This window comes from Streptomyces sp. sk2.1 (genome assembly GCF_008120935.1).
Lineage (GTDB): Bacteria > Actinomycetota > Actinomycetes > Streptomycetales > Streptomycetaceae > Streptomyces.
On the sequence record NZ_RDBO01000234.1, the window covers coordinates 1 to 11,341 of the forward strand.

Here is an 11,341-nt window from a genome sequence, read left to right on the forward strand (position 1 = left end):
GCTCAACTCGCTCGACGGCTCGGTGTTCCCGCTCGCCGCCGACCCGGCGGGCAGTTCGGTGGGGTACGGCCGGTCCTCGGCGACGTCGTACAGGAACAGCCGCGCCGCGGACACCGTGACCGTCGCCCTGCACGGCGGCCCCGAGGACGCCTGGACCCTGGGCTTCCACCCCCTGCTGCACCGCCTGACCGAGGCCGGGACGGCCGTGGTGGCACCCAACCAGCGCGGCAGCACGGGCTACGGCCGGGCACACACCTCGGCCGTCCACGGCGCCTGGGGGGTCCCCGACCTCGCGGATGTCCGCACACTGGTGAGGACGCTGACGGAGCACCGGCCGCCCGGCGCGAAACCCCCCGCCCTCCTGGGCGTCAGCTACGGCGGCTTCCTCGCCCTGCTGGCCGTGTGCGCCGACCCCCACGCCTGGTCGCGGTGCGCGGCGGCCGCGCCCTTCCTGTCCGCCCGGGGACTGTACGAGCGGGCGACACCGGCCGTGCGCGCCCTGATCGAACGGCACGGCCTGGGCACACCGCCGGACGACGAACTCGGGCCCCGCAACGTCGAGGTGCTCGCCCACCGCATCCGGGTGCCGCTGCTCGTCGTCCACGGCACCGACGACCCCCTCGTACCGGTGGAGGAGACCCGGCGGCTGCGCAAGCGGCTCATCGAGGCGGGACGCGTGGAGCACACCCACTTCGCCTGCCTCGAAGGCGCGGGCGCGGGCCACGACCTCCTCCAGGAGCGCGGCGGAGCCGGACTCACCGACCGGCTGATGACGTTCCTGACCCCCGGGCCCGCGGCCACCGCGCCGCCCGCCCCCGATCTCACGGACGCCCACGCGACCGTGTGACACCGCCGGCCCCGGCGGTGTACCGCGACCACCCGCGACAGGAGGTGAAACACCATGACCATCGACGTGGACGAGCTGCAGACGCTGGAGGGCGAGGAGGCCGTCGCCCTGGCCGGCTGCACCCGCACCTGTACCTGGACCTGCACGATCACCAGCATCGAGCAGCAGTGACGCACCGGCGGCACCGGTCGGTGACCGCGCCCGGCTGCCGCCCTTGTACGACGACGACCCCTCACCGACGAAAGGAAGACACCATGATGACCATCGACGTGGACGAGCTCCAGACGCTGGAGGGCGAGGAAGCGGTCGCCCTGGCCGGCTGCACCCGCACCTGTACCTGGACCTGCACGATCACCAGCATCGAGCAGCAGTAGCAGACCGGTGCCGGGCGTGCCCGCGTCTGCGGCGCGCCCGGCATCCCCGGCACGTCCCGCGGCCCCACCGGCCGGCGCACCACCCGGAGGAGGAACCATGACGTCCCCGCAGCGGCTCCTGAGGGAAGCCACCGCCCGGTCCCGGGGATGGTTCGCCCTCGCGGGCGCGGCGGCCGTCATCGGCTCCGCCGGCACGCTCGCCCTGCCCTGGACCCTGGCGACCGCGCTCGACTCGGTCATCGGCGAACGGCCCTCCGCCACCCCCGTGTACGTGTTCGCCCTGGTCCTGGCGGTCGTGGTGGCCGCCGGGGCCCTGCAGACCCTGGCCGGCGGGACGTACGGCGCCGCGGCGGTGGCCGCGCTGCGCCGGGACCTGGCCGTGCGCGCCCTGGACGCCGGGATCCCCGGAGCGGCGCGGTTCCCGGCGGGCGACCTCGCCGGCCGCCTCTCGGCCGGCTGCGCACAGGCGGGCCAGGCCGGATACATCGCGGTCACCTCCGCGGCCTCGGTGCTGACGTCACTGGGCGGCGTGGTCGCGCTGTGGCTGCTGGACCGGCGGCTGGGCCTCGCCTTCCTGCTGGGCGTGCCCCCGCTGGTACTGATCGCCCGCGTGTTCATGAACCGCAGCTCGCACCTGTTCCTCTCCTACCAGGAGACGCAGGGCAGGATCTCCGCGCTGCTGCTCGAAGCGCTGGGCGGCGCCCGGACCATCGGCGCGAGCGGCACGGCGGACACCGAGATCTCCCGGATCCTCCGTCCGCTGCCGGAACTCTCCGGGACGGGGCACCGCATCTGGCGCCTGCAGCGCGACACCGGCTGGCAGGTCGGCCTGCTGGTCCCCGCCGTGGAGGTGCTGGTCCTCGGCATCGGCGGCTTCGCCCTGGTGAACGGGGACATCAGCGCGGGACAACTCGCCGCCGTGGTGGGCTACACCGCGGTCGCGATGTCCCTGCTCGACCAGCTCGACGCGCTCTTCTCCCTCGGCGTCTCGCTCGCCGGGGCGCGCCGGGTCGCCGAGGCCACCGACCAGCCGGTGGCCGCCCCCGGCACCCGGACGGACACCGGGCCCGCGACCGGCGCGGTGACGTTCTCGGGGGTCGGTGTCCGCTCCGGCGACCGGGTCGTCCTCGACGCCGTGGACCTCGACGTCCCGGCCGGCACGTCGCTGGCGGTGGTGGGCCGGTCCGGCTCGGGCAAGAGCACCCTGGCCGCACTGCTCGGCCGGCTGCGGGACCCGGACGAGGGCACGGTGCGCATCGACGGCCTCCCGCTGCGCGAACTCGCCCCGCACACCCTCCGCACCCTGGTCGGCTACGCATTCGAACGCCCCGCCCTGCTCGGCGGAACGGTCCGCGGCATGATCGCCTTCGCCCGCCCCGACGCCCCCGACGACACGGTGGAGGCCGCCGCCGCGGCGGCCCACGCGGACGACTTCGTACGGCGGCTGCCGCACGGCTACGACACCCCCCTGTCCGACGCCCCGCTCTCGGGCGGCGAGGTCCAACGGCTGGGCCTGGCACGGGCCCTGGTGCACGACCCGGCCGTGATCGTCCTCGACGACGCCACGTCCAGCCTGGACACCGCCACCGAGGCCCGGGTCGACGACGCCCTCGCGGCCGCCTGGTCCGGCCGCACCCGTGTGGTGATCGCGCACCGGGTCTCCACCGCGGCCAGGTCCGACCTGGTGGCCTGGCTGGACGAGGGGCGGATCCGCGCCGTGCGACCGCACCACGAGCTGTGGCGCCTGCCCGAGTACCGGGAGCTGTTCGCCGCGACGACCCCCCACGCGCAGGCGGCGGCCCCCCACACGCAGGAGAAGGCATGAGCGAGTCGTCGCCGTCACCGTCGGCCCCCGTCCCGGCGCCCCCGTCCGCACCCCCCGGCCCGGCGGCGCACGGCCCCGCCGCCGGGCCCGCCCCGGTGGGACTGCGAATGCTCGGCGGCTTCGTCCGCCGCCATCGCGCCGCGACCGCGGCGGTGGCGGGATGGTCCGTCATGGAGTCGCTCCCGGCGCTCCTCTCCGGCCTCCTGGTCGCCGCCGCCCTGGACCGGGGCTTCCTCGCGGGGCACCCGGCCACGGGCATGTTCTGGCTCGGACTGCTGGGGGCCGCGATGGTGCTGCGCGCCGCCATGACGCGCGAACTCACCCCGCGGCTGGGCCGGCTCGTCGAGCCCCTGAGGGACGAGCTGGTGACCGAGGTGGTGTCCGGCGCGGTGCGCCGGGCCGTCGGCGGGGCCCGGGGCGACGCCGGTGCGGGGGTGGCGCAGCTGACGGTCCAGGTCGAGAGCGTGCGCTCCCTGGTCTCCGCCCTGCTGCGCTCGGCCCGGCAGCTGGGCGTCTCCCTGGTGATGGCCCTCATCGGCCTCGCCGCGCTGTCCGCGCCGGTGGCGGCGGCGACCCTGCCACCGGTTCTCCTCACCCTGGCGCTGTGCGTACCGCGGCTGCGGAGGCTCGCCGGACGGCAACGCGCCCAGCTGCGGGCGGAGGAGCGCCTGACCACGACCGCGGGCGAGGCGTTCGGCGGCATCCGGGACGTCGTCGCGTGCGGCGCCCGCGACCGGGTGGCATCCGACATCACCGCCCGGATCGCCGGCCACGAGGACGCCTGCCGTGCCACCGCGCGCACGATGTCCGGCAACACCCTGCTGGTGGCGGCGGGCAGCCAGATGCCGCTGCTCGCCCTGCTCGTCGCCGCGCCCGCCCTGCTGCGCGGGGGCACCCTGTCGGTGGGTGAACTCCTCGGTGCCACCAGCTACTTGATGAGCGGGGTGACCCCCGCACTGCGGGCACTCGTCGCCGTCCTCGGCTCCTGGGGGGTGCAGCTGGACACCGTGCTGCGCCGGCTGGGCGGCGCCATGGCACCCGCCGCCCCCGTGCCCGCGCCGGGACGCATCCCGCTCTCCCCGGACCTCTCGCTGAAGGGGGTCGCCTACGCGTACGGGCCGTGCGCCGTCCCGGTGATCGACGACCTCTCCCTGGACGTCCCCGCCGGCTCCCACCTGGTGGTGGTCGGCCCGAGCGGTGCCGGCAAGTCGACCCTGACCATGCTGATGGCCGGGCTGGCGGTCGCGGACAGCGGCCGGCTGACCCTGGGGGGAGTGCCGGTCGAGGAGGCCGACCGGGCATGGCTCCGCCGCGAGGTGACGCTGATTCCCCAGGAGGCGTACGTGTTCACCGGCACCGTCCGGGACAACCTGCGCTACCTGCGGCCGGAGGCCGCCGACGCCGAACTGACGGCATCACTGGCGGCGGTCGGCGCCCTCGGCCTGGTCGAGCGGCTGGGCGGGCTGGACGCGCCCGTGGGACTGGACGGGCCGGAGCTGTCCGCCGGTGAGAAACAGCTCGTGGCCCTGGCCCGCGCCCACGCGTCGGCCGCCTCCGTCGTACTGCTGGACGAGGCCGGCTGCCACCTCGATCCGGCGGCCGAGGCACGGGCGGAGGAGGCGTTCGCCGCCCGCGGCACGACGCTCGTGGTGGTCGCGCACCGCATCAGCTCGGCGCTGCGCGGCGGGCGGGTCCTGGTGCTGGACGGGCGGCGGACGGCCGTCGGTACGCACGAGGAACTGCTCGTCACGAGCCCGCTCTACCGCGACCTGGTCGGTCACTGGATGTCCGGCCGGTCCGCCGGACCGCGGACGGACGCCCCCGCCCGGCCCACGGCCTGACCGCGGCGGGAGCCGGGGGAGCGGATGGGCGGACGGGTGGGGGCGTCCGGTCAGAGGCTCTGTTCGGGCCAGTTGAGCAGGCGCGCCCCGATGACGGCCGTCTGGAGGGCGTAACGGTGGTGCGGGTCGGCGGGGTTGGTGCCGGTGAGCTGGTGGATGCGTTCGAGGCGGTAGGTGAGGGCGCGGACGCTGAGGGAGAGCTGGCGGGCCGCCTCGGTCGCGTTGCAACCGGAGTCGAAGTACACGGTGAGGGTGTCGAGGGCCGTCCGGGGGCCGCCGCGCGCCCGGAGGAGGGGGCCGAGGGTGGTGCGGACGAGGTCCGCCATCGCCTGGCGGTCCCGGGTCAGCACGGGGTAGACCAGCAGATCGGCGGCGTTGAGGACGGGGGCGTCCAGGCCGAGACGGACGGCGAGGTCGAGGGTGTTGAGGGCTTCCTCGTAGGAATGGACGACGCCGTCGGCCCCGTGGTGGGTCCGGCCGATCGCGGTCCGGCCGCCGTCGGTCGCGGCGTGGACCTGCTTGGCGAAGTGGGTGAGCACGTCGCGCCGGTCGCCGGGGGCTATGCAGATCAGCCGCCCCTCCTTCGTGGTGAGGAGGATCTGCCGCTCGCCGAACCGGCCGGTCACCGCGCGTTCCACCCGCCGGGGCACGTCGTCGCCCTCGGCGTACGGGTCGGGGCCCTGCGCCACGGCGACGGCATGGGCCCGCGACAGCCGCAGGCCGAAGCGTTCCGAGCGCTCGGCCAGGCGGCCCAGGTCGCTGCGCCCGTAGAGCAGGTCGTCGATGAACTCGCGGCGGGCGGCCTCCTGCTGACGTACCGCGAAGTGCTGGGCCCGGTCGTACCCCTCGGCCAGCGCGTCGATGGCCTGGGCCATGACGGCGAGGGCGCTGTCGCTCGACGCGAGCGTGCCCGGCCAGGCCGAACGGGCCGCTTCGAGGTGCTTCGCGACGACCTGGCGCAATGTCGCGCCGCTGCCCGCGGCCCGCTCGCCGAACGCGCGCAGGGCGTCGAGCTCGGCACGGGTCAGGCGGCGGTTGCCGGAAGTGGCCGAGGCGAGCAGTTCCGGGTAGCCGTCGAAGCAGTCGCCGACCGCGTCGGAGCCGTTCACCGGTGTGCCTCGTACCGCGAACCGGTATCGGAAAGGGCGGAACGCTCGCGGGAGCCGTCCTGCACGGGGGTCCTCCGGGACATCGATCGGAATCCGGGGACACTTGTCCCCCGACTGCCGACCAGACTTCCCGGCACACCAGCGCGAATCTCGGCGCGTTCCGCACACTCTATCCCGCACGGTCCGCGCGTACAGGGGCAGCCGTTTTGGTGGGCACGGACCCGCGCGGCCGGGCGGGGAGGGCGGCCCGTGCCTCCGCCTCCCGGTGCCGGACCGGGCGCGACGCGCCTCGTCGCCGGACCCGGTGCCGGGCCCGACGACGAGGGGTGGTGCGAGGGAGACAAGGAGGTCAGCGTCCTCCCGGCGGCGCCCCGTGGGTACGGGGCGGGCCGGGGCGGACGGTCAGTGCATCCAGTGGACGAAGTCGACGGTGTCGTTCTCCGCGGCCGGCTCCTGGAGCGACTGGCCGGGGAACAGCGGACGGAGCTGGTGGCCCTCGAGGTCGACGAGCGTCGCGAGGCCGTGGGTGTTGTTCACCCAGGAGGACACCTCGTTGGCCGCGGTGGATCCGTGGACGCCGCCCGACATGGGCAGGTCCCGCAGGTCCACGTCGTAACCGGCCCCGATGCCGTAGGCGGGCCCCCGGTTGTTGTAGTCGCGGTACAGGCACAGGGTGGCGGGCGGGCAGGGCTCGCCGTCGTTGAGCTTGACCACGCCCGGAGGCAGCGCGATCCCGGACTCGGGGGCGGCGTGGGCCACACCGGCGCCCAGCGGCAGCAGCGATCCGATCGTGGTCGTGGCCACGACGGCCACCCGGACCAGTCGCGCGGACATCGTGAGGCGTGCGGTCATGGAACTCTCCTGATTGCTTCGGGGCACCCGGCTGTGCGGCGGGTGCCGTGCGAGGGGTGACGGAACCCGGAATCGGCATGGAGCTGCCCCGGTACCGCCGGGATTCCGGCGGGGTGCGCCTCCGTCACCATGGATGATTACACAGAGAGACGATTGGTGACGCAGAGTGCGCATCGGTGAACGGGGTGTGTCTCGGGGCTGCGTCCGGTCGGGTGGCGACCGGACGGCGGGGGGTGGCGCCATGGCGTGGAGCCGGCGCGCGGCAGCTGGGGAGATCGCGCCGGATGCGCATGGGGTGAAGGTCAACTACCTTGTTCTCCAAGGAAGTTGATGAACATTCTGCGGGGTCGTGGGGAAGTCGGCGGGGGCGGTCGCGTTCCTGCGGACGGGCCCGGCGCGAGGACCGGCCGCCCCGGCCGGGGCACGTCCCCGGGATGTTCGCGATGTCGAAATGGGGGAGGGACCCGATGCGGCGCACCGAGGTGTCCAAACAGTTGGGCGGATTCGTCCGCGAACACCGCACCGACGGCGGCCGACGGCTGCGGCACGCGGCCGTCGTGATCGTCGTCGGCACGGTGGGGCTGGCTTTCGGGATTCCGGTGACGATCGCGTCGATCGGCACCACCGACGGCGCGCCGCAACTGGCGGGGCTGCTGCTCGGAGTGGGACTGATGGGGTGGGGCCTGGGCATCTGGCGGCTGACCCAGGCGTTCCGCACCCGGGAGCAGTGCTTCGACATCCACGAGCAGGGGCTGGCCCACCGGGTCGCGGGCACCGTCACGCTGATCCCCTGGGCGGACATCGCCGAGGTGGGTGCCCGCAACGGCGGGAACGACCAGTTGCTGGCCGAGACCCGCGGCATGGGCTTCAGCTGCGCCATCAAGCTGAACGACGGGCGCGACATACGGTTCGACACCTTCACCGAGGACGCCAGGAAGCTGGCCCAGGTCGTCCACGGAGCGGTGCACCTGGGGCGGTTTCCCCAGGGACGGGGGCGGCGGTAACGACCCCGACGGCCCGGAGGTCCGGTGCCCCGGACCCATGGCGCGACGCCCGGCTCCGCATGCGCCGCCGCGGGATCCGGTGTACTTGTCGAAGGAGACGGACCCGTGCCCGGCGCGCCGTCCTCCGTACCCCCGGGCCGGGCCACGGGCGCCGGAGGAACGACACGGGCGCCGGGAGACGACCACGAGTGCCGGAAGCGGCGCGGGAGGCGGAAGCGGCGCGGCGGGCGGCACGTGCGCACATTGTCGTTCCGGCTTCTCGCGAGACGGAGGCAGTCGTCATGGAGCCAGTCGTCACCGTCGGCCTCGACGGGTCACCCGAGAGCCTCGACGGGTCACCCGAGAGCCTCGCCGCCGCCCGCTGGGCCGCCGACGAGGCGGAGCGGTGCGGGTTCGCGCTGCGCCTCCTGCACGCGTGGCCCCTGCTGGCGGCCGAACCGCCCGGGGTGCCCGCCGAGGCGGACCAGAACTACTGGGCGAGACGGATCGTGGACAGGACCGGGGCGGAGCTCCGGGCACGCCACCCGGGCCTGTCCGTGGTCGACGACCTGGTGGCCGAGGACGCCGAGCAGGCCCTGATGCGGGCGGCCGCGGAGTCCGAGATGGTCGTGCTGGGCTCGCGCGGGCTGCTGCCCGTCGAGAGCTACTTCCTCGGCGACGTCGGCATGCACGTCGTGGCGCACGCCGAGCGTCCGGTGGTCCTGGTGCGGGCCGGGGCCGGCGGGGAAGGAGCACGGCCGGACCGGACCGGTGCGGGCGGCGTCGCGGTGGCGCTCAAACTGCACGGTCCCTGCGAGGCCCTGCTCGAATTCGGCTTCCGGACCGCCGCCGCACGCGGTGTGCCCCTGCGGGCCGTGCACGGCCGGAGCCTGCCGGTGGACGCGTACGTGCCCTGGGGAGTGGACCACGAGGTGGCGGAGGAGGTCGCCCAGGAGGCACAGGAGCTCCTCGACCGGACCCTCCGTCCCTGGCGCGACAGGTTCCCGCAGGTGGAGGCCGTCGACGGCCTCGCGCTCACCAGTCCCGCCAAGGCCGTCGTGCGGGCCGCCGAGGACGCCGACCTGCTGATCGTCGGCCGCCGCAGGCACCGCCGCCCCCTGGCCCCGCACCTGGGCTCCGTGGCCCAGGCCGCCATCCACCACGCCCGCTGCCCGGTCGCGGTCGTCCCCCACGAGTGACCCGACGCGCCGTACGGGCCCGGTGGGACGGCGTGTCGCCCCGTGGCCGATCCGCGTCCGGTGGTGATCAGACGCCGGTGCCGGACCCGTCCCGGCCGGTGGGCCCCGCGGCCGGGCGGGCGTCCGCCCGATCCGGTCCGGGGAAGCCCCTGCGAACCGTCCGAGGAGCGCGGTCCGTTCCTCGGCGACCCGCTTCGTCGGCCGGGACGGGTCCGGCGCACGGTGTCGTCGAGGAGGACGACGGCCGTGCCCGCGTCGTCGAACGCGACCCCCGCCGCGGTGGCGGGCCGCGCGAACAGGGACCGGCCGTGCATGGCGAGTCCACGCTGCCGCGCGGCCGTTCCGGCACCGGGCACGGGCCGGAACGCGATCACGGGGCGGCGGGCGGCTCCTGAACGAGCCGGACCGTTCCGTCCGCCGCGACGTGCGCCCTGTCGCCGGTCCGCGACGAGGCCACCACGACGGCGCCTTCCTCGGGCAGCACGGTGACGGGGAACAGGGGGCGGGAACCACCCGGCATCGGTGCCCCCTCCAGGAAGGCCCGCCCGATTTCGGCCAGCCGCAGTTGGCGCGGCGTCAGCCCGGCCCAGGAGAGCCGTTCGCGCAGCCACGCCGGCTGCTTGCCGGCGTCGCGGGGGAACCGCGCCAGGTCCCGCGCGTACGCCTCCGGGCCGGGAGGAGGCAGGAGGAGCGGCTCGTTGTCGTGGTCGAAGGCGGTCTCGGCGAGGTCCTCGGCGGTGAAGTCGAGCGTCATGCCGAACCACGTCCCCGAACCGGGGATGTGCATGACGGCGCGCAGTTCGGCGAGGGCCTCCGCGAACGCCGGTGTCCCGGCCTCCCGCACCACCACCGGCATTCCGCCGTGCTCGCCCGAGCACCGCGCCTGCGTACGGCCGTCCACCGCGGACACCGTGAACCGGATGCGGTCCCAGTCCGACGACTGGGCCGCGGCCAGCTCCGTCGCCAGCGTCTCCACCAACCGGTCCCGCACGGTGTACGGAGGCCGGGGAGCGGGTGCGGGTGCCGTCGCCGGCCCCGTGGTCCCCTGTTGGGTGCGGGCGCCGGCCGGCCGGAAGTGCTCCGACGGCGTGCGGCGCCCGGAACGGAAGACCTCGATCGCCTCGTGCGGCGGGGCGGCCGAGCCGGCGAACAGCACGGTCTCGTCCGCGGCGACGTACACCCGCCCGCCGCCCCGCACGGTGTGCGCGACCAGCACCGCGTCGTCCTCGGGCAGCGCGGTGACGGCGAGCGGCGCGTCCGCGCCCGTCATCCGGCGCATGAGCGTGCGACCGAGGTCGGCGAGCCGTTGCTGTCGTGGTGTGAGCGCCGCGTCGGCGGCCTCCGTCCGGCCGGAGGGCGACGGTTCGCCCGTGTTCATGAGCCCTCCGTGCGGCCGGATGCCCCCGGCCGGAGTCGGCAGGGGCATGCCCCCGGCCGTGCCGCGGACCCGTCCGGCACCAGTGGATCGATCATGTTTCCCTCCCCGGCACCCCGGCGCCCTCACCGCGCACCGGGGTCATTCGTTCCTGCCGCACCCTACGGCGCACGCGCCCCGCCGACGAACTCGCGCGGCCATGCCGAACCGGCGACCGCCCTTTTCTCCGCACCCCGGCCGGGAGGAGCCTTCGAAGTACCTCCTGGGCTTCCGCGCACGTCGGCTCCCTCCGATTTCGCCGCCGCCTTCCACACGCCGGAGCGGCTCCGTCAACGGTTGCGCGGTCGGGGTGGGTGGACTTGGTTGTGGGTCAGTGGAGTTGGTCGCCGAGGGGTTTGCCGGGTGGTGGTGCGGGGAGTACGTGGGCCACGGCGGAGGCGCGGTGTTCGATGAAGGGGTTCATGGCGTCGTCGGCGGCGAGGCGTTCCTGGACGCGGGTGAACAGGGCGGGGTCGCGGAGGTAGGCGAGGAAGAGCAGGCCGTGGTCGTGGGGGTTGTTGTCGTAGGAGTAGCCGCGGCGGAGCATGCGGGCGCCGCCGTCGAGGCGGGAGTGGGCGAGGCGGATGTGGGCGTCGGTGGGGATGTGGTAGCGGCCCTGGGGGGTTTTGGCGTAGAGGTTGACGGGGTCGTGTTCGTGGTGGGCGCCCAGGGGTGCTCCGGTGGTGCGGTGGCGTCCGATGATCTGTTCCTGGTGGGTGGTGGGCAGGGTGGTGAAGGTGTCGGTGTGCATGTGGATGCGGCGGTAGACGAGGAAGGTGCTGCCGTCGTCGTGCCAGATCCAGCGGGTGAGTTCGTCGGTGGTGGGGTTCTGGGTGCCGTCCTTGAAGCCGAAGAGGTTGCGCGGGGTTTCGCCGGTGGGGCGGGGCGGGAGGAATC

Annotated in this window: 11 protein-coding genes; 7 read left to right on the forward strand and 4 right to left on the reverse strand. The window is 74.9% G+C overall.

The features are described from left to right. The 5 genes from EAO76_RS43010 to EAO76_RS43020 all read left to right on the forward strand — a co-directional run. Positions 1–847, forward strand: an 847-nt coding sequence (locus tag EAO76_RS43010) for a S9 family peptidase (protein WP_148841641.1), incomplete at its 5' end; no start/stop codon positions are given. A gap of 54 nt (positions 848–901) precedes the next feature. Continuing rightward, positions 902–1,018, forward strand: a complete 117-nt coding sequence (locus EAO76_RS45655) for an ALQxL family class IV lanthipeptide (protein WP_222872278.1) — start codon at positions 902–904, stop codon at positions 1,016–1,018. Between the two features lie 83 nt (positions 1,019–1,101). Further along, entirely contained in the window at positions 1,102–1,221 is a 120-nt protein-coding gene (locus EAO76_RS45660; RefSeq protein WP_222872279.1) for an ALQxL family class IV lanthipeptide, read from the forward strand. A 97-nt stretch (positions 1,222–1,318) separates the two neighbouring features. After that, a complete protein-coding gene (locus EAO76_RS43015) occupies positions 1,319–3,046 on the forward strand; it encodes an ABC transporter ATP-binding protein (RefSeq protein ID WP_148841642.1) in 1,728 nt (575 codons plus the stop codon). Further along, a complete protein-coding gene (locus EAO76_RS43020) occupies positions 3,043–4,887 on the forward strand; it encodes an ABC transporter ATP-binding protein (protein WP_262376255.1) in 1,845 nt (614 codons plus the stop codon). Before EAO76_RS43015 ends, EAO76_RS43020 begins: the two co-directional genes overlap by 4 nt. A gap of 50 nt (positions 4,888–4,937) precedes the next feature. On the opposite strand, the gene EAO76_RS43025 is transcribed toward EAO76_RS43020, so the two are convergent. Then, complete coding sequence (locus EAO76_RS43025) at positions 4,938–5,996, reverse strand: CdaR family transcriptional regulator (protein WP_148841643.1); 1,059 nt, start codon at positions 5,994–5,996, stop codon at positions 4,938–4,940. Between the two features lie 402 nt (positions 5,997–6,398). Next, positions 6,399–6,848: a peptidase inhibitor family I36 protein gene (locus EAO76_RS45175; protein ID WP_187439056.1), complete on the reverse strand. Its 450-nt coding sequence runs from the start codon at positions 6,846–6,848 to the stop codon at positions 6,399–6,401. A 467-nt stretch (positions 6,849–7,315) separates the two neighbouring features. Between EAO76_RS45175 and EAO76_RS43035 the strand changes: the two genes are divergently transcribed. Together EAO76_RS43035 and EAO76_RS43040 are read left to right on the forward strand one after the other, a co-directional pair. Then, positions 7,316–7,852, forward strand: coding sequence for a hypothetical protein (locus EAO76_RS43035; RefSeq protein ID WP_148841645.1), 537 nt, complete (start codon positions 7,316–7,318; stop codon positions 7,850–7,852). Between the two features lie 281 nt (positions 7,853–8,133). Then, positions 8,134–9,030, forward strand: a complete 897-nt coding sequence (locus EAO76_RS43040; RefSeq protein ID WP_148841646.1) for a universal stress protein — start codon at positions 8,134–8,136, stop codon at positions 9,028–9,030. A 370-nt stretch (positions 9,031–9,400) separates the two neighbouring features. Here EAO76_RS43040 and EAO76_RS43045 read toward each other — a convergent pair whose 3' ends face one another. Next, positions 9,401–10,408, reverse strand: coding sequence for a hypothetical protein (locus tag EAO76_RS43045; RefSeq protein WP_148841647.1), 1,008 nt, complete (start codon positions 10,406–10,408; stop codon positions 9,401–9,403). A gap of 367 nt (positions 10,409–10,775) precedes the next feature. Further along, on the reverse strand, positions 10,776–11,341 hold a 566-nt coding region (locus EAO76_RS43050; protein ID WP_148841648.1), incomplete at its 5' end, for a Dyp-type peroxidase.